Origin of the sequence: Nitrosomonas sp. Nm166, assembly GCF_900112825.1 — a bacterium.
Taxonomy (GTDB): Bacteria; Pseudomonadota; Gammaproteobacteria; order Burkholderiales; family Nitrosomonadaceae; genus Nitrosomonas.
This window is the reverse complement of the sequence record NZ_FONE01000052.1, coordinates 1-18,362: the sequence shown is the minus strand read 5'-3', so window position 1 is coordinate 18,362 and position 18,362 is coordinate 1. Positions and strand designations below refer to the sequence as shown.

General features: G+C 44.8%; 19 protein-coding genes. 10 read left to right on the top strand and 9 right to left on the bottom strand.

The window, feature by feature from the left end:
• Nucleotides 1–351 precede the first annotated feature (351 nt).
• A complete protein-coding gene (locus tag BM021_RS16240) occupies nt 352–594 on the bottom strand; it encodes a surface-adhesin E family protein (protein ID WP_256207919.1) in 243 nt (80 codons plus the stop codon).
• A 377-nt stretch (nt 595–971) separates the two neighbouring features.
• On the opposite strand from BM021_RS16240, the gene BM021_RS13050 reads away from it, so the two are divergent.
• The 3 genes from BM021_RS13050 to BM021_RS13040 are packed head-to-tail and all read left to right on the top strand — an operon-like array spanning nt 972 to nt 2,906.
• Nucleotides 972–1,619, top strand: coding sequence for a MotA/TolQ/ExbB proton channel family protein (locus BM021_RS13050; protein ID WP_090721464.1), 648 nt, complete (start codon nt 972–974; stop codon nt 1,617–1,619).
• A complete protein-coding gene (locus BM021_RS13045; protein WP_090721463.1) occupies nt 1,606–2,007 on the top strand; it encodes an ExbD/TolR family protein in 402 nt (133 codons plus the stop codon). The genes BM021_RS13050 and BM021_RS13045 overlap by 14 nt, the downstream gene beginning before the upstream one ends.
• Nucleotides 2,008–2,018: 11 nt before the next feature.
• On the top strand, nt 2,019–2,906 hold the full coding sequence (locus BM021_RS13040; protein ID WP_090721462.1) for a hypothetical protein: 888 nt from the start codon (nt 2,019–2,021) through the stop codon (nt 2,904–2,906).
• Between the two features lie 11 nt (nt 2,907–2,917).
• On the opposite strand, the gene BM021_RS13035 is transcribed toward BM021_RS13040, so the two are convergent.
• Both BM021_RS13035 and BM021_RS13030 read right to left on the bottom strand, forming a co-directional pair.
• Nucleotides 2,918–3,436, bottom strand: coding sequence for a hypothetical protein (locus tag BM021_RS13035; RefSeq protein WP_090721461.1), 519 nt, complete (start codon nt 3,434–3,436; stop codon nt 2,918–2,920).
• A complete protein-coding gene (locus BM021_RS13030; RefSeq protein ID WP_090721460.1) occupies nt 3,433–4,032 on the bottom strand; it encodes a glycoside hydrolase family 19 protein in 600 nt (199 codons plus the stop codon). Before BM021_RS13030 ends, BM021_RS13035 begins: the two co-directional genes overlap by 4 nt.
• A 101-nt stretch (nt 4,033–4,133) precedes the next feature.
• Between BM021_RS13030 and mutL the strand changes: the two genes are divergently transcribed.
• The 3 genes from mutL to BM021_RS13015 all read left to right on the top strand — a co-directional run bounded on the left by mutL (nt 4,134) and on the right by BM021_RS13015 (nt 8,477).
• Nucleotides 4,134–5,930 carry a DNA mismatch repair endonuclease MutL gene (gene mutL / locus BM021_RS13025; RefSeq protein WP_090721459.1) on the top strand — a complete coding sequence of 599 codons (1,797 nt, stop codon included), beginning with the start codon at nt 4,134–4,136 and terminating at the stop codon, nt 5,928–5,930.
• 145 nt (nt 5,931–6,075) lie between these two features.
• Nucleotides 6,076–7,632: a hypothetical protein gene (locus tag BM021_RS13020; protein WP_090721458.1), complete on the top strand. Its 1,557-nt coding sequence runs from the start codon at nt 6,076–6,078 to the stop codon at nt 7,630–7,632.
• 164 nt (nt 7,633–7,796) lie between these two features.
• Nucleotides 7,797–8,477 carry a YiaD family glycine zipper/OmpA-like lipoprotein gene (locus BM021_RS13015; protein ID WP_090721457.1) on the top strand — a complete coding sequence of 227 codons (681 nt, stop codon included), beginning with the start codon at nt 7,797–7,799 and terminating at the stop codon, nt 8,475–8,477.
• A 483-nt stretch (nt 8,478–8,960) separates the two neighbouring features.
• Here BM021_RS13015 and BM021_RS13010 read toward each other — a convergent pair whose 3' ends face one another.
• From BM021_RS13010 to BM021_RS12990, 5 genes are all read right to left on the bottom strand, one after another.
• On the bottom strand, nt 8,961–9,623 hold the full coding sequence (locus BM021_RS13010; protein WP_090721456.1) for a histidinol-phosphatase: 663 nt from the start codon (nt 9,621–9,623) through the stop codon (nt 8,961–8,963).
• The gene (gene hda, locus BM021_RS13005; RefSeq protein WP_090721455.1) at nt 9,620–10,297 is read right to left on the bottom strand and encodes a DnaA regulatory inactivator Hda; all 678 of its coding nucleotides are present in this window, start codon (nt 10,295–10,297) and stop codon (nt 9,620–9,622) included. Before hda ends, BM021_RS13010 begins: the two co-directional genes overlap by 4 nt.
• A gap of 47 nt (nt 10,298–10,344) precedes the next feature.
• Nucleotides 10,345–11,406, bottom strand: coding sequence for an AI-2E family transporter (locus BM021_RS13000; RefSeq protein WP_090721454.1), 1,062 nt, complete (start codon nt 11,404–11,406; stop codon nt 10,345–10,347).
• An 11-nt stretch (nt 11,407–11,417) separates the two neighbouring features.
• Nucleotides 11,418–12,806, bottom strand: coding sequence for an aspartate aminotransferase family protein (locus BM021_RS12995; protein ID WP_090721453.1), 1,389 nt, complete (start codon nt 12,804–12,806; stop codon nt 11,418–11,420).
• 472 nt (nt 12,807–13,278) lie between these two features.
• A complete protein-coding gene (locus tag BM021_RS12990) occupies nt 13,279–13,686 on the bottom strand; it encodes a hypothetical protein (protein WP_090721452.1) in 408 nt (135 codons plus the stop codon).
• A gap of 459 nt (nt 13,687–14,145) precedes the next feature.
• Between BM021_RS12990 and purM the strand changes: the two genes are divergently transcribed.
• From purM to BM021_RS12970, 4 genes are read left to right on the top strand one after another with little or no spacing between them, the layout of a single operon-like run.
• On the top strand, nt 14,146–15,204 hold the full coding sequence (gene purM, locus BM021_RS12985; protein ID WP_305728877.1) for a phosphoribosylformylglycinamidine cyclo-ligase: 1,059 nt from the start codon (nt 14,146–14,148) through the stop codon (nt 15,202–15,204).
• A gap of 22 nt (nt 15,205–15,226) precedes the next feature.
• The gene (gene purN / locus BM021_RS12980; RefSeq protein ID WP_090721450.1) at nt 15,227–15,865 is read left to right on the top strand and encodes a phosphoribosylglycinamide formyltransferase; all 639 of its coding nucleotides are present in this window, start codon (nt 15,227–15,229) and stop codon (nt 15,863–15,865) included.
• Complete coding sequence (locus BM021_RS12975) at nt 15,862–16,587, top strand: DUF3108 domain-containing protein (RefSeq protein WP_090721449.1); 726 nt, start codon at nt 15,862–15,864, stop codon at nt 16,585–16,587. Before purN ends, BM021_RS12975 begins: the two co-directional genes overlap by 4 nt.
• 39 nt (nt 16,588–16,626) lie before the next feature.
• The gene (locus BM021_RS12970) at nt 16,627–17,943 is read left to right on the top strand and encodes an RsmB/NOP family class I SAM-dependent RNA methyltransferase (protein WP_090721448.1); all 1,317 of its coding nucleotides are present in this window, start codon (nt 16,627–16,629) and stop codon (nt 17,941–17,943) included.
• 17 nt (nt 17,944–17,960) lie between these two features.
• Here BM021_RS12970 and BM021_RS12965 read toward each other — a convergent pair whose 3' ends face one another.
• Nucleotides 17,961–18,332 carry a hypothetical protein gene (locus tag BM021_RS12965; protein WP_256207918.1) on the bottom strand — a complete coding sequence of 124 codons (372 nt, stop codon included), beginning with the start codon at nt 18,330–18,332 and terminating at the stop codon, nt 17,961–17,963.
• Between the last annotated feature and the right edge of the window lie 30 nt (nt 18,333–18,362).

The window sequence follows — 18,362 nt, the reverse complement described above, 5'->3', positions numbered from 1 at the left end:
GACCAGTTCGTCCAGTCGCTGGCGGAACAGGTCATTACTCTTTTGCGTGCACGGCTTTGGCCCCATCTAACCCTCGCTAAATTTGCAGGAAATTGTAGCAATTTTACCAAAAACTGGTGAATTTAATCGCCTTAATTCATCAATTCATCACACAGAATCAGAATGTTGTGGATTGTTCAGACTGAACTACTTAATATTGACTCTAAACTCTCAATCAATACAAATAGTTCTCGATAGATACTGAAAAAAAGAATTGGGTGCAAAACCGAACCAATCCTGAGATTCTGCATGATGAGCACCAATCACAGTATTGGAAGCTTTCTTATCTGGATACAACAGCGTAGTGAGCGATCATGCCTTGCCATGAGAGCAATCAAATTCATACAACGACTTAATTGCATGATATCCGCCTTTTTGCTTCTCATCGTAGCTGGACAATATCCAGATCTTTCTGAATTGATCATTTTTTTGCAGGGTTTGTGGATCAAAATAGTGGGCCTCACCTTGCTTGGCGGCAGAGTTTATGACAACCCATCGGGCCTGCACAGGTGTGACTATCATGAGCAGGAAAATTAATGATAAACACTTTTTCATTACCCATCCTTTTTAAGTGCTCTGTTTCGCTGATATCTCTTGTTCAGAATTTCCAAACGAAAGTAATCAGTGTAAATTTCATTGCTTTGTTGCAGAATGCTATAAAAGCGCATCGCTTTGCTCTGAAATAGTTCCAACTGCCCGTGTTTTCAACTATTCTTAGCATCTATCCGATCTATTGCAAAGGTCCACTTCAGTTGTTCAATGAAATCACACAATAATGTGCTTGTAATTTTGATTATATTGGAATAACAGCAGATTTTATACAGACATTCCTCACACTTCGATTGACTGCAAAGATCTCTTGCGTTCAATAAATTTTCTAATTGATACTATTAATCTATAGCTTTGTGAATATCCTAAATCTGGAGTGATATATGGAAGAATTAAATCAAGCCTGGGTCATGTTAAAGCTCGGCGGAATTATCATTGTGCCGCTGTCTTTATTGGCAGTGATCGCTTTGGCAATTATGCTTGAAAAAGCATTTATTTATTGGCGCTATGCACGTCTTTCCAGCGATTTGCTAAATCTGGTGGAAACATATGGCTTTAAATGGGACGATTTGGAGAAAATACTTTCCGGGTTAGATAAACGCCATTATTACAAGCGTTTCTTTGAAGTGGTGATTTCCAATCGACATAAACCGGCATGGTGGACAGAATCCCGTGCTGCCGATGAAGCGCAAATTATCGAAGAGTCACTGGCGCGTCGGCTCTGGGCCTTGGAAACTATTGTGACAGCCGCGCCACTGCTGGGATTGGTTGGAACCGTGATTGGTATGATGCGTGCCTTCCAGGTCATTGGCAGCGAAGGTATTGTTAACCCTACCGCGGTTACGGGCGGTGTTGCAGAAGCGTTGATCGCCACGGTGGTGGGCCTGGCGATTGCGCTGGTGGCATTGTTTGGATTCAACTATTTTTCCCGTTTGCAGTCGTTGACCATGGATGAAATGGAGCGTTTGGGTACACGGCTAATCGACCACATCCGACTGGATCAACAGGACAATACCCATGAAGCTTCGTAAATCCCGCCCCATTCAGAAAGGCAAAATTGAAATCATCCCGATGATCGACGTGATGTTTTTCTTGCTGGCGACATTCATGCTGGCTTCTTTATCGATGCAAAATCTGGATTCGTTACAGGTCAACCTGCCTGAAGGAGAGGCTGAGAAGCTCAGTGCCGAGAAGCCTGTGACGTTGACGTTGACCAAGGACAGTAAAATTTATATTAATCAAACGTCGGTTACGCTGGATACGCTGGCGGCGACACTCAAGCCGTTACTTGCGGACTCTAAACAGAAATTAATTGTGTCTGCAGATAACGAAGCACCGCAAGGTATTGTTGTGCAGGCAATGCTGCGCGCACGATCTGCCGGTGCTCAGCATTTTCTGATTGCGGTCAAACATAAATAGCGAACGAAACAATGGCAAGCTCCAGATCGACAGAGATTCGCCTGTGGTGGCCACTGCCACTGGCTGCGCTCGTTTGGCTGCTGATCGTTTGGGGCGTGGGATTCTTTTTGTCTATACCGGAGGTAGAGCCGCCACCACCTCCAATTGCCGCCAGCTTTATTGATTTAACCGAAACGGAGGATGCTAAGAACTCGTTGCCAGCTTCTGCACCTTCTGCACCTCGTGCACCACCGCAACCGGAAAAACCAAAGGTTGTGGAAGAGGCCAAGCCGGCACCCAAATTACCACCGCTTCCGGCTCAGAGTCCACCATCGCGCTCACAACCCAAGCCTAAAGCGGCTGAGAAGCCCAGCAAGCCTGCACTAACCCAGCCTGCTAAAGAAAAAGCCATCACCAAAGCGCCACCTAAGGCTGCTCCTGCTCCAGATGCGCCAATGGATCTCTCAGATTATATCAATCAGGCTAAAGCACGCCGCCGTGCGGCGGAAGGAATTTTTGATAACCAGGAAAGCGCGGCCAGTGCTACGCCACCACAACCCTCTGCCGATGAAGTTCGCATGGCGAATGTCAGAAGAAATTTGCAAATGCCCGGTACCAGCGGCATATTTCAGATCCTCCGCATCGGTCCGCGTACGGCGGAATTTTCATTCCGTGCCTGGACTACTGGTCAAAGCAATCCCCGATTGCAAATGATTCAAGTCGACGCCGGGCCAGATGGCGATATTGAACGCGCCATTGTACGCCGTATGATCCAATTAATTCGTCAATATTACAAGGAAGATTTCAATTGGGAATCTCACCGTTTGCACCGTGTTGTCGTCTTGTCAGCACGCGAAAAAGATACAGCGGGACTTGAAGATTTTCTGATACGCGAGTTCTTTATAACGCCGCCACCTTAGCAGAATCTTGATTAGTCAAGACCAGGAATCTGGAATTCATCCTGATCAACGGATAGTCCGGCACGACTAAAGAATTCTTCATTTAATTTTGAGATGGGAATATCCTGACACTCCAGATTGGTAATCAATTGACTATTTTTCTCAACTGCAACTCCGTCTTTTGCGCCCCAGCCCTTACCAATCGCAGTGTATACAATATAATTGTATTGCTCTTTGATAAAACGCAGATAAGCGCCACCACCGCCTGCGAACATCAAGGTACGTGCTTGAATATACTGAGATGATCGAGTTGATTCTGTCAAAGGCGGAAATGCTAGTTCGAGCGCGCCTTTTTCTCCAAACCGATACTGCAGATAACCATTGCTGGAGGAAAAATCATGCGATGCGCACACCGAAACCATCTTCTTACCCAGAGAGCAGGAAAATATGATCTGTTCTGGCTTTTGGCAGTGCGATTCTGCTGTCCCGGCTGCACTGGCCGGTACAGAAACCAGACCTATCAGGCCAATGATGCAAGCAACTGTTTTCAAGTCAGCAAGGCATAATAATTTTTAAAATGCTTGATCCGGTCATCGAGCCCATTGAAGCCGCCGTTCACTTTTTTAGTGATTTTCGCCACTACTTCATCACTTGACCCTTGATCAGCTAATTGATTCAGCGAACGCATATCCCAGAACCAGGCGGCTGACAATAGCGGATATTTGGTGGCGACCAAACTCGGATGTTTGACAACGTCATCACCAATGCTTTGTGCAAATGCGCGGTAGTTATCTTTACCCGTCAATTGAATGTAACCTCTGCCGCGATATTGATAACCTTCTTTGCTGGCTTCGTCGCCATTGCCCATCCTGTTGCCATAAATCCGTGACGCAATTTTCTCGGGTTGACGTGCATAACGATCGGCCAAGTCGCCAGAAAAATATTTAGAGAATTTCTTTTTCAGTCTCTCAGCTGAGTAATTTAAATTCTCTTCAGGTGCTTTAAACTCCGCGCTTTCATGCGCGCATTGCGCCAGAAAATGCGCCAGGCGCAATGGCGTATCGATATTAAATTTTTCTGCACAATCATGAATTTGATCAAGCACAGCATCTGGAATATGGGACTTTAATTTATCTATTGATAACATCGCAATTCCTCCAATGATTTGACGCATTTGAATGACTACCAAAACAATTGAAGCATAAATTTCGATTAATATAATAACAATTTTTAAATTCCTAATTTTCTATGGCCACGATTAAACCACTTCCCGAGTTATTGATAAACCAGATCGCCGCCGGTGAGGTGGTCGATCGCCCTGCCTCAGCACTCAAGGAAATTCTGGAAAATAGCATCGATGCGGGCGCAAGGAAGATTACCGTGCAACTCCAGCAAGGTGGCGTTAAGCAAATTCGCGTCAGGGACGATGGCATGGGTATTGCCAAGGATGAGTTATTGTTAGCGCTGACACGTCATAGCACCAGTAAAATCAGCAGACTGGAAGATCTACAGAAAATCACCAGTCTGGGTTTTCGCGGGGAGGCGCTTGCTAGTATCGCCGCGGTGTCAAGATTGACCTTGGCCAGCCGTCAAGCCGGGCAAGAGCATGCCTGGCAGATACAAGTGGACGGCAAATCCGTCCTGCAACCCATTCCTTCTTCATTGACTACAGGAACGACGCTGGACGTTAACGACTTATATTTCAACATTCCCGCCAGGCGTAAGTTTCTGAAATCGGAAGCCACCGAGTTTGCGCACTGCGACGAAGCCTTCAAACGTATTGCGCTATCTCAATCCGACATTGAATTTGTTTTGCAGCATAACGGTAAAATGCGCCGCCAGTTACGTGCCGCAAGTCCAGCGCAAAGAATTACCTCAATACTGGGTGAAGAGTTTGGTCAAGCTGCTGCACTGGTTGATGAGCAAGCAGCCGATATGCGCTTATATGGCATGGTGGCGCTACCGGCCTATGCGCGTTCCTCACGCGATGCTCAGTATTTTTTTGTCAATAACCGTTTTGTCAACGATAAACTGATTTCACATGCTTTACGCGAGGCCTACCGGGATGTACTGCATTTGGACCGATACCCGGCTTTTGTGTTGTTTCTCGAAATCAATCCGGAAAGCATTGATGTGAATGTGCATCCAACCAAGACTGAAGTCCGCTTTCGGGAACCACGCGCGTTGCATCAATTTATTTTTCATGCGATCAACAAGGCATTGGCTACACCGAAAAGGAGCACGAAAACAGATCGGTCTGCGCCAATATCCCGGTCATTCTCTGCTTATCCTAGTGCCAGTCAGATAAAACCCGGCACGGTATCGCAACCTTCGAACTTTTATGGCACTTTATTCGGTACAACAGAAACCCACTCCTATCCCGTACAGCCAATAAACACAACACCTGCTGTTCCAGCAAAAAAATCTGACCAATGCATCGTAACAGAACAGAAACAGGATATTCATCCGCTCGGCTTCGCTCTGGGGCAATTGCACGGTATCTATATCTTGGCGCAGAATGCCCGTGGCCTGGTGGTGGTGGATATGCATGCAGCACATGAGCGAATTATGTACGAAAAATTCAAGCAAGCGCTTGATGATCAAAACATGCTGATGCAATCCCTATTGATTCCGGTTACTTTTCATGCCAATGGCTTGGAAATCGCCGTTGTGGAAGAAAACCCGGCAACACTACATCAACTGGGGTTTGAAATCGCAATCCTTTCACCCACTACCCTGGCAGTGCGCGCAGTTCCGGCTACCCTGCAGCAGGCCGATATTGTGCAGTTAACCCACGATATCCTGTGGGAAATCCATGAGTACGGCGCCAGTCAGATTTTAACCGCCAAGCGCAATGAAATACTTTCCACCCTGGCTTGCCATGGCGCAATCCGCGCCAATCGCAAACTGACCATTGAGGAAATGAACGCTTTGTTACGTGACATGGAAATCACCGAACGCGCAGATCAATGCAATCACGGCAGGCCGACCTGGTTTGAAACCAGTCTGAGTGATTTGGATAAACTGTTTATGCGGGGAAAATAAAGTAATTCTAGCCATTAATTTTTTTATGAGGTGTAATAGGAATATTAAGCTAATCATCTAATTAATGAGTCAAAATCAAACGATTTATTAACGATCAAATTTTGCCTTTGGGATGATTCCGCCAATTAAGAAAGGATGAATTTCAATGAATGAAAATCAGCAAGGTGAAAATACTACAAATAAGCCTTTTCGTACTTTTCGTAATTTTTGGACATGGATTCTCGAAGGGGCAGGAAAATGGACAGAAGCCAATCCCTTATGGGCAGCCGCTCATTTTCTTAACCTGTTGGCTGGTTTCGTGCTCTTTATTATTGATTCAATAAAAAATCTTCCTGATTTTCCTCCAAATTTTCCCATTCTGCCAGTCGTTATCGCGATGTGTATAATTTTCGTGCAAATTTATACTGACCCGATCGAATCGCTACCCATAGAGGAATCAAATCAAAATGGCAAAGGAAAAATAAACAGAGAAGAAATAGAAAGAAAAAGATCTGTGCAGCGAAACAAGTGGATGATATTTGCTTACAGTTTTATGTTGTTATCACTTTTATTGACTTTCTATCCTTTTATTAATCCTCTTTTCGATACTAAGCCGGATGCTGACAATTCTAGCCCTGATCAGGTCAAGCAAGCTGAGAAATGGGAAGAGGGAAAATCAGGTTCTGAAAAGAACGCGCAAGCTAAGCAGTCTTCCCAGTCTGATAAAAATGAATACCTTCGAACTCTTCGGGAACGGCCGATTGCCGTTTTTATTGGTTGTACTCTGGATAGTAAAGCTAAAAATTTACGTTGCGAAGAATCTAGTTTAAGTGAAAAACAGAATCAACCTCAAGCGACTTCAGGAGGCGGTCAAAGTGATCAACCAACTCGACCAATCCCGTCAACCCAGCCGACCCCGTCAACCCAACCAACTCAGTCAACCCAACCAACCCAGCCAATTCAAGCAATTTCCTCAGTGAGTGTAGGCCATGCGTGGGTTATAAACATCGGTGGATATATACAGGAGTGTAATTCGAATGACAGCAATAGTGAATACGGAAAAACTTTTACTTGCCAGGTAAGTGATGGGCTGCTCATTCCGCTCTATTTTATTATTCTTGCGCTGATGGGGGGTAGTATTAGCCTGACCAGGCGACTGCCGGAGCTTCAGAAGCAGGTAGGATCAGAATATGTAGCCACGGAAACACAGCCTAAATTGACGCAATATGAGTTCCGTGAACACCTGATATTTCATATGGTGCAATTTATCTCAGCCCCTTTCCTTGCAATTCTTGCTTATTATTTGATTGAACCCAGTAATACAACTCAGGCTGTTGTTTTGGCATTTACTGCCGGGTTCGCGTCAGAGACGATCCTGCTGATGATTCGATCCCTTGCGAATAAAATTACTCCGGAAACTGCTAAGTTGCCGCAATACGGGGCAGTTGCTGGCGTTGTTACATTTAAAAAAGGTGATAACACAGAAGGACCAGCAGAGAAAGTAGAAGTGCTTTTATCCGAATCCCCTCAGATACACTCAATCACAGACGAAAAAGGATTTTATGTGCTGGGTAATGTACCGGTAGGCGAACATAGTATCAGTATCAAATCTATCGACAAAAAAGAGATTCTAAAAAAAGACACTGTAAAAATTGACCGTGCACAGGCTATCATTAAGAAGAATATAACCATTGAACAGAAGCCCAGGCAAGTGCATGAATGATATTATTATTTTCTTGTGATAAATCTTATTCTGGTGAGTTGACTAACTACTTTACGAGAACCCTTGAGTGTAAAATGACAGCATATGAGGTAGGGCAGAGTAAAGATTGAACTTTTTGTTTCTTCTGTTACAGTACAACCTGTTATCAAAGCAAGGAGGCACTTATGAAGGCACGAACAATACTAATAATTTCTTCAATCATCATGGCATTGAGTGGTTGCGCAACCATGACGGAATCACAACGCACGACGGCACAGGGAGGGGCGCTTGGTGCAGGGGCAGGCGCTGCGCTTGGAGCGCTCATCGGTGGCGGCAGAGGTGCCGCAATCGGTGCGGGTTCAGGTGCTCTTTTAGGGGCAGGCGCAGGCTATTTATGGTCTCAACGCATGGAAGAGCAGAAAAGACAAATGGAAACAGCCACAGCAGGCACAGGTGTGCAAGTTTCACAAACCGAAGACAATCGCCTCAAGCTTAATATTCCCAGCGATATTTCTTTTGATTCGGGACGATCTGATATCAAACCGGATTTCAGGCCGATCCTTGATAGCTTCGCAACGAGTCTACAGAATAATGCTGGTACGGCTGTTACCATTATTGGCCATACTGACAATACCGGCAGCGATGCGATTAATAATCCTTTATCAGTGAATCGGGCCGCCAGCACGCGCGATTATCTAGTGAGCCGTGGCGTATCCAGCAATCGTATTCAGATTGACGGCCGTGGTTCTCGCGAGCCAGTTGTCGCCAATGACACGCCCGCAAATAGGGCAGAAAACCGCCGCGTTGAAATTTTTGTTACTGAACTTTCAACCTCACCGGAAGCAGCTCCTGCATCACCAAAATAATAGAACTCGAAGTCAAATATCAAATACCCACCGGTTCTGCCGGTGGTTCACAGCTTATGGTAAGTTATGCAGCTTAAAATTTCCGCCAAAGCACAAATCCCAATATGCCGAACTAGCCGCACCTGAACCCCATGATTGTTCATGAAGTTTATGTGCGAGCAAGTGAGAAAATCCTGATGATCATCAGAAAAGTTCATACTGATCGGATGATTTTTTTACTTGATTGTTTGGCTTTTCCGCGAAAGTAATGATAAAAGTAAAGCGCGTTCATATTGCTTATCGGTAAATTGCAGGATATTCACTTTGCTGTCTGCAGGTAAGTCTTTTAACTTGCGCGCAAAGCATATCGGTTTGACTTTGACTGCTGCAGAAGCGCATATCCAGCAAAATATTACGAAAATCTGTAACGTTCAGCTTCTCAACGCTCATTAGAAATTGGTAAGTGCCAATATATACCATTCTTACTATCTTGGACGACGCTATCTAGCGCAAACTGATAATCGGCCAGTTATTTCTCTCCGCATGGCTTCTCAGTGTGGCGTCCGGGTCTACGGCGACCGGATGCGTTACTTTGCAAAGCAAGGGTAAGTCATTGAGGGAATCGCTATAAAACCAGCTGCGCAGAAAGGATAGCCAGGTTAGATTATGCGAATCCAGCCATTTCTCCAACCGCTCAATTTTTCCTTCCCTAAAAGAAGGTGTTCCTGACACCCGGCCGGTGAATTCGCCATCTCTCTGTTCTGGCTCGGTAGCAATTAAATGACTGATACCCAATGCCTGTGCGATGGGCGCTGTGACAAAACTGTTGGTAGCGGTGATGATGATGCACAGATCATTATCCAGCATATGCCGTTCAATCAACTGACGCGTGCCCGGCGCAATCAGAGGCATAATCTTTTTATGCATAAATTCACTGCGCCATGCCTCCAGCTGCGTGCGCGAATGACGCGCCAGCGGCTTTAGCTGAAAATCCAGAAACTCATGAATATCTAGCGTCCCCGCCTTATATTGCTCATAAAATTCTATATTCTTGGCCTCGTGCAGTTCACGATCCAGTGCTTTCTTTTCAATTAAAAATTGCGCCCATTGGAAATCGCTATCACCCGCAATCAAGGTGTTATCCAGATCGAATAATGCTAAGTTCATGAAACCACCTGTAATAATTCTCGTAATAAAGGTATGGTAATTTGACGCTGATGAACCAGAGAATAACGATCCAGCGCATCGAGCGTCATCATTAATGACGGCAGGTCACGCCGGCCATGCCGTAACAGATAAAGACAAACTTCCTGCGGCAAATCAAAGCCACAATCAGCAGCATGGCTTTTCATTGCCTGTATTTTTTCCGCTTCAGTTAATTCATGAACCTGATACACCAGCCCCCACCCCAAACGCGTGACCAAATCTTGCCGCATATCCAGATACATTGGTGCAGCTACGCCACTCATCAGCAAAAAAGTATTACCTTCGTCACGCAATTGATTATAAAGATTAAACAATTCAATTTGAGCTGATGCATTCAGGCAGTCGATGTCATCAATTGCGATGCAATCGACATCGCTATCAATAGAAAATTTGCCATGCTTTTTGGCGGAGAAATATACCGCTTTTAAGTTTTTTTGTGTACAGGCATCTACCATTGCGTGCAACAAATGGCTTTTACCACACCCCAGGCCGCCCCATAAATAAACGAAGCGCTCTTTTTCCAGTTTTGACAAAATATTTGTCAGTGCTTGCAGTAGCTCAGTGTTACGTCCCGGCACGAAATTTACTAGTGTTGGTAATGGCGTGGATTGAATGTCCAATAGCAATTGTTGCATCGTAATTATTCAATGTTCCGGTTTATCTGCTTTATTAATAACAATCATCAATTGTAGAAATCGCTTACGAGATAGCGCTGATGAAGATGGCGTAACCAAACCAGCATCACAGCACTTACTGGAAGTGCCAGCAGGATTCCGAAGAAGCCGAATAATTGGCCGAATGCCAATAATGCAAAAATCACCATGACCGGATGCAATCCGATGCGATCGCCCACCAACCAGGGTGTGATCAACATGCCTTCGAGCAATTGACCGATGCCGAATACGATCCATACCGGAATTACCCCACTCCAGCCTTGAAATTGCATCAATGCGGCAAAGGTCGCCAGCGTCAAGCCAACAATCATTCCCAGATACGGCACAAATACCAGAATACCGGCCACTAATCCGATCGGTAATGCAAATTCCAGCCCCACCAGCCAGAGACCCGTGATATAGCACATGCTCATCAGCGCAATGACCGATAATTGTCCACGCAAAAATTCCGCCAGAATCCGATCCGTTTCACGAGCTAATAGAGAAATCTGGTGATGCCAGTACCGTGGAATCATCTCATCAATCAATTTGATCAGCTTATCCCAATCACGTAACAGATAAAACAATACGACCGGCACCAGCAACAGATTGACCAAAAATTCCACAATCACCATTCCGCCACTGGTTAAAGAAGGCAGTACTTTGGCTGCCATACCGCCCGCGCTTTGCCAGTGCTTCGTGATGGCCTCTTTTAATACATTCATATCCGGCTGCAAGCTGATGTTCAATCTTACTTCCAGCCAAGGAATCACTTGATTCTTAAGCATATCCAGATAAACTGGCATCCTGTTCAGCAATCGCCTCGCCTCTTCTTCAAATAGCGGTACCATGATCAGAATCAGGGCCGCAAATACGCCAAGCAACAGCAGCATAACTAGTATCGCGCCTATCGTGCGCGGTATTTTCCTGTCGACCATGTAGCTAACCATCGGATTACAGATATAAGCAATCACTGCTGCCAGCAGAAAGGGCGTCAGTATTGGACTGAGCAGGTAGATCAGCCCACCTGTCACGCAAACCAGTACCAACCACCACAGATAATGGATGCCGCCGGAATGTTCAGTGCTCATATATTGCTGTGCTAGCCAGCTCTTGCTTTCAATGCATGACTGGCAAGATTTTTGCCGAGTTCCCAAATGGAGCCAGGAACTTGATGAGTAGCTGCAATTGTCTTGGTAAATGCACGAATGATGTGATCAAGGTCTTTTTGAGTCAATATGAATGGCGGCAACAGCTTGACCACATTCATACCATGCCCTGCCACTTGTGTCAGAATTCTATGCTCTTTGAATAGCGGAATAGTAATCATCTGGCAGAATAACCCTTTATTGGCCGCTTCCAGCATCATCCAGGCAGCTTTTAATGACAGACTGCTAGGGGACTTGAATTCAACCGCAATCATTGAACCTTTGCCGCGCACTTCTTTCAAGAACTCATACTGACCGGCCAGTGCGTTCAATCCGCTAATGATATCCGCACCAATTTTCGCGCTGTTTTCGACCAGATTCTCAGCTTTAATTATCTCCAGGCTAGCCAGACCAGCCGCCATCGCCATATTATTCTTGGAAAAGGTGGAACCATGTACAACTGCGCGATCCATCCGGTTAAACACGCTTTCCATAATCTGCTGGGTCATGGCCACAGCACCAACTGGCACAAAACCACCGGACAGGGCTTTGGCCATACAGATCATGTCTGGCTTCACATGCCAATGGTCAATCGCCCAGAATTTTCCAGTACGGCCGATACCGGTTTGAATTTCATCAGCCACGAACAAGGTGCCATATTTCTTGCATAACCGTTCAACTTCAGGGAGATAATGATCATCCGGAATATTCACGCCCTTGCCCTGGATCGGCTCGACAATAAAAGCAGCTACATTCCTGCTGCTTAAGGCGCTTTCCAGCGCTTCGAGATCATTAAAAGGAATCGAGCCACAATCTAGCAACAACGGCCCAAAACCATCACGGAATATTTGCTCGCCATTTAAGGATAATGCCCCCATCGTAAGACCGTGGTAGGCATGATCACAGCAAATAATCCTGTTTCGCTTGGTAACATAGCGCGCGAATTTTATCGCTGCCTCAACCGCTTCTGTGCCGGAATTACAGAAGAAAACCCGCTCTAGATTATCCGGTGTAGTGGTCAAAAGCTCCTTTGCCAGCAGACCGCTCAGAACGGAAACATCCAATTGCACCAAATCGGGCATTTCGAGAGACAGCACTTCTTTCAAGGCATTGATGACAGTCGGATGATTACGACCAAATGCATACACGCCGAAACCGCTCAGTAAGTCAAGGTATTCGTTGCCGCTCTCATCATACAAGTATTGACCAATAGCCCGCTGATAGTTACGATCATAGCCAATTGTTTTCAAAACCTTAACCATCTGAGCATTCAGATACCGCTCGTGCAAGCTAAATTTATCGGTACGATGCTGTGATAACAGGCTGGTTATACTGAAAGACATGAACGACCTCTGCATTTTAAAAAAACCATCAAAAAACTGGCAGCTAAAATCCACACATTCTCGGAAGAGCAAAAACTAATACCGCCCTGTGGCGGTATCGATAAGTAAAATTAACGCTGAATCATACACTCATCTGCTTTATATTGCTGCCAAAATAGCAATGATTGTGTTACTTATCACTGACCTATGCATTAAAAGTTAACTTCGCTACTTCGGCTGATTCTGACGCAAAGAAACAGCATTTCATGCAGTTTTTAATACAGGTTCATAAAAAATGAGAAGCCTCCCATGCTGCCTCAGTATGGGAGGCCAAACAAAATAAGATCGTATTCATTCAGAAGGTTGACTGCCAAAACTTGAAGCCACTCAATTCCGCAGGCATCGCAGAAATGTAAATTGGAATAAATCAACTAAGGACCGGAAAACAGAATATTCAGCTACTTTATGCTTGATTGAAAATGCTGAATACCACTTAATTGTTTCTTTTGTCTTTTTTGCTTTTCCTGTTTTCCGCTTCATCTTCCAATATTATCTCAGTATCTTCATCTTCGATATCAATCAACTCACCGTCTTTATCAACTATTATCCAGGTTTTCTTGCCTTTGAGTCCTTGCACGCCGGCCAAATAAAGGAAAGTTTTATTTTTTTCTCCCGTATCGGTCATTAGGATTATTTTTTCCTGCTTAACCTTGAAAATTTTTCTACCTAGTGCGTGTTCAGTGATTATTTGCTGAGCTTTGAGAGGCACCTCAGGCCATTCGATTATTCTCTCGATTATTCTCTCGATTATTTTCTCTTGTTTAGAGTCAGCATCAGCATAAGTGAAAGATGAAAATCCTGAGATTATCAGTAAAAGAAATCCGAGTACTTTAATATTCATAATATGATTCTCCTGTTCAATGAATGAAGTAAAATTCAGATACTCGATTAAAATTAATACTTAAGTGGATCGAATTACCATCATTATATAATATACTCTGAAATGAAAGAGGCAAGCGTATTATATTGATTACTTCAAAAAAACCAAAAACTTCCATGATGAAGAAGCAAAGCTTCTGAGCTAATTATAAGACAATGAATATCACTCACCCAAACAACTTACACCAGAACTTACGCTTCGGATTACAGTATTTTTCTTTCATTTAAGGAAAATATAAAATATGGGAAGTTTTATTACTTGTTTCTGATGGTCTACAAATCAGCGCAACTGGAAGAAATTTATGAATGCTTTTAAATAAAACAATAGCTTGCTTGATTTTACATATCCACAGCATAAGCATCGCTCATTTGCGGTAAAATTATAAACAGTATTCTTTGTAATCATCGTCTGAGATTTAACTTGACTTCATCAAATTCTGATTGTCCCAACACAATGCAACTAACCTATCGTAATGCCGGTGTAGACATCGACGCAGGAGACCGGTTAGTTGAAAATATCAAACCGCTTGCTAAACGTACCTTACGCTCTGAAGTACTCACAGGAATCGGTGGTTTTGGTGCACTGTTTGAAATTTCCAAAAAATATCAGAATCCTGTTTTAGTTTCTGGTACGGATGGTGTGGGAACCAAGCTTAAGCTGGCTTTTCAACTCAATCGGCATGACAGCATTGGCATTGATCTGGTTGCAATGAGTGTGAACGATATCCTGGTCCAAGGAGCAGAACCTTTATTTTTTCTGGATTATTTCGCTTGCGGCAAACTCAACGTGGAAACAGCAACTGCGGTGATCAGCGGTATCGCCAGAGGATGTGAGCTGGCGGGCTGTGCATTGATTGGTGGAGAAACGGCTGAAATGCCTGGCATGTATCCACCGGATGAATATGATCTTGCCGGATTTGCGGTGGGTGTGGTAGAAAAGGATCAGATTATTAATGGCACCACAATAAAAGAAGGCGATATTGTGTTGGGCCTTACATCCAGTGGTGCACATTCCAATGGTTATTCACTGATTCGCAAGATTATCGAAAATAATCAAATTGATTTATTTGCGGATTTTGATGGCAAAACATTCGCTGATACCCTCCTGGCACCAACGCGCATTTATGTAAAACCTTTACTTGCGTTAATCAAGCGATTGCCTGTCAAAGGTCTGGTGCACATTACCGGCGGCGGTCTGATTGAAAACGTGCCACGTATTCTGCCGGATCAGGTCATGGCGGTTCTGCATAAAAATGCGTGGGAAATGCCACCGTTATTTCACTGGTTGCAGCAACAAGGCAATATCTCCGATCATGAGATGACACGTGTCTTTAACTGCGGTATTGGCATGATAATTGTGGTGGCACCCGAGCATGCCGAGGATGCCATGCACAATCTGCAGGCTTCAGGCGAAACTGTCTGGCAAATCGGTCAAATTAAACAGCGGATGACCGATCAGGCGGCTACTGTTTTGGTGTAAGGGTTGCCTTAACAGCAGCGCTATGAAGTCATTGGTTATTTTGATCTCTGGTCGCGGTAGTAATATGCAGGCATTATTGCAAGCCGAGTTTGAAATGGATCGCATTACGGTAATCAGTAATAATCCAGGCGCAACAGGATTAGCAATTGCCAAAAGATATGGTGTTGAAACCATTATCCTTGATCATCGCATTTTTCCAGATCGTCAGGCATTTGACGCCACGTTAGCGGAGAAAATTGATGCCTGCCAGCCAAAACTGGTTGCACTGGCCGGCTTCATGCGTATACTAAGTGATCGCTTTGTACAACGTTATCAAGGCCGATTGATGAATATTCATCCTTCCTTATTACCTGCATTTCCGGGTTTGGAAACGCATGCGCGAGCGCTGCAGGAAGGGATCAAGATCCATGGTTGCACTGTGCACTTTGTCACACCGCAACTTGATCATGGCCCTATTGTGATGCAGGCTGCCATCCCAGTATTGCCCAATGATACTGAGAAAACGCTGGCAGCTCGGGTTTTACAGCAGGAGCACCGCATCTATCCTCAGGCGATACGCTGGTTTATGGAAGATCGGATCAGGTTAAGTGGAAATCGTGTTGAAGTGATCGATTCTAGTATCTGTGAAACAGCACTTTATTCGCCAGGGTTATCGAAATGAAACTACTACCCTTGATTTTTCTGTTGTGGATATTTCATTCTTCAGGTTTTGCAACTGATATACCGTCACGCATTGAAATTACTTATGCTGTAACAACGGACATCGGTCAAGGAGAAATAAATGAGGTGATGGAAATCACGCATGTTGATGGGCATAGCTATACGATTAACAGCGAAGCACAGGCTACTGGCGTTTTCAAACTCATCGAACCCAACAGCATTGTGCGACGTAGCGAAGGCATCATTACCAAACAAGGATTAAAGCCCTTCCGTGCCTACGAGAAACGTGGCAAGAAAGAACCTATGCTAGCTGAGTTTGATTGGAAAAATCACATCATCACACTGCAACATAAAGGAAAACAGGTACAGGAAAAATTGCCCGAAGGTACGCTGGATCGTCTGAGTTTATCATACAACTTCATGTTTGCTCCCTTATCCAAACATTATATAGAGCGCTATGTCACGAATGGCAATCATCTGCGATTGTCGCGCTACAAGGTGACCGAGGAGGTCATCAATACACCAATCGGAGAAATGGAGGCAATTGTATTGACTCGGCAGGAGGATAAAAACTCTAAACTGAAAAGAAAATTATGGCTCGCGCCAAGCAATCATATGTTGCCTGTTCGCATTGTTTCGGTTGAAGAAAATGGTCGAGAAATCGATAAAATAGTGACCGGAATTAACATCAGCTACAAAGCTGGCCGTCATGGCGGTCATTAATCAGGCTGGTTAGCTGGTCAAACTCATATCACAGAATCCATGCATTTAACTCCTTCTCAGCTGGACGCAGCAGTTGTTGCCCTACGCACCGTACTACCCTTGGAGTATCCCGCTGATGCCATCTTGCGGCGTTTTTTCCGGGAGAATCCGATGCTCGGTGCGCAGGATCGCGCATTCATTGCAGAAACGGTATTTGGTATCTTACGCCATCGTTTTTTTCTTGAAAGTCTGACCAAGCTTATAACGCCTCGCACCCTGGTTTTAGCCTATCTGATCAAATTTCAAGGCATGAATTTGCGCGAATTAGCGCCATTGATCAGCGAAGCTGAAACAAAATGGTTAGCAGAAATCAAGGCGATCCGGCCAGAATCATTGCCACTATCTGTTCAAGCAGAATTTCCTGAATGGCTGGTTGAGAAACTACAGCGTTTTATGTCTGATGCGGAAATTCTTGAGCTAGGGTTTTCCTTGCAAAAACCTGCACCGCTTGATCTGCGAGTCAATACCTTCCTTGCCAAACGTCATCAAGTGCTCGAAATATTCAAGCAGGATAGTATTGAAGCGCAAGAAACACAGTATTCTCCTTGTGGTATTCGTCTTATCGGTAAACCAGCGATCAATCGCCATGCGCTCTTCTTATCTGGAAAAATAGAAGTCCAGGATGAAGGCAGCCAATTACTCGGCTACTTGCTGGCACCCAAGCGAGGAGAAATGGTCGTCGACTTCTGCGCCGGGGCAGGTGGAAAATCACTGTTGCTGGGCGCCTTGATGCATTCCAAAGGCCGTCTTTATGCTTTTGATGTTTCTGAAAAAAAATTGAATAATCTGAAACCACGCTTTAAACGCTCTGGTTTATCCAATTTGCATGCTCAACGCATCATGCACGAGAATGATAGTAAAGTCAGACGGCTGGTCGGAAAAATCGACCGGGTACTGGTCGATGCACCTTGTAGTGGTCTTGGAACATTACGGCGCAATCCCGATTTGAAATGGCGCCAATCCCCGCAAAGTATCGACGAACTGAAAACAAAGCAAGCCGCTATTCTTTCTGCCGCTGCCAGTTTGCTCAAACCTGGCGGCCGACTGGTATATGCGACGTGCAGTTTCCTGCCAGAAGAAAATCAGGCAGTTATTCACGATTTTCTGGCCGCACACCCTCAATTTACCTTATTAAACTGCGCAGAATTATTGTCACAACAGAAAATACCATTGGATACCGGTGAGTTTTTGCAACTATTCCCCAAGCTACACCAAACTGACAGTTTCTTTGCTGCGGCCTTAACACGCACTGAAGTGACAAATCGGAATGAAGCATTGAACCTGGAAACCGCAGCTACTGGCCAAAAAAGTCCCTGAGAATGATTTAATGATCCTTATTTCACCTCAAAGCGAATAAAATCTATCAGCTGCTTCGATTCCGTAATCTCATCGTGCGACACCAGCAAATACCTCCACGGCTTGATGCCAACGGTCGCCGCGTGATTCGAGGCGTGCTTGCACCAACGTGCTGCCGCAGCTGCTTTCGCCTGAACTTCTTGGGTGTTGATGTCGGTTCGCGCCTTCGTTTCCACCATAAAGATCGCCGAATCCGTTTCTGCGACGAAATCAGGGACATACTCCGGCTGTTCGGTGCCCAGCTTGTAGTAGATCTGGAACTGTCCCTTGGCAGGCTTAAACCATGAGAACTTTGCACGGTCAGAGCCAGTTTCAGATGCGATTAATGATATAATAGTGTTTTTAATCATACAATTGAGTTAATTGATATGAGCTTTTCG